Below are 329 nucleotides of genomic sequence, written 5' to 3' on the forward strand. Positions count from 1 at the left end.
GCCGTCCCAGGTGGGCAGTCCGGCGAACGCCATCCGGCAGCCGACCGACGCGAGGAGCGGCCCGTGCAGCGCTTCGGGCACCTCCGCGAGGGTACGGAGGGCGAGTACGACGGCCGCGTTCTGCGGGCGCAGCCGCTGGAGGGCTCGTACGGTCCCGTGCGTGAGCGCGCTCGCCGCGTCGTCGAGCACCAGGAAGGCGACGTGGCTTCGTCCGGCGCGGTGGCGGGTGACGGACTGGAACTGGGCGAGGAGCAGGCGGTTCAGGAGACGCGCGGCCTCCTCGTGACCCCCCTCGGGCAGGCTGATCCGTACGCGCACCGGGTGCTGGG

The 329-nt window shown here is 74.5% G+C and carries 1 pseudogene; it reads right to left on the minus strand.

What is annotated here, in order from left to right:
• Positions 1-329, minus strand: a pseudogene (locus tag IG02_RS37470) (ATP/GTP-binding protein); the annotation flags it as partial.

This window comes from Streptomyces sp. NRRL F-5135 (assembly GCF_000719775.1).
GTDB classification, from domain to species: domain Bacteria; phylum Actinomycetota; class Actinomycetes; order Streptomycetales; family Streptomycetaceae; genus Streptomyces; species Streptomyces hebeiensis.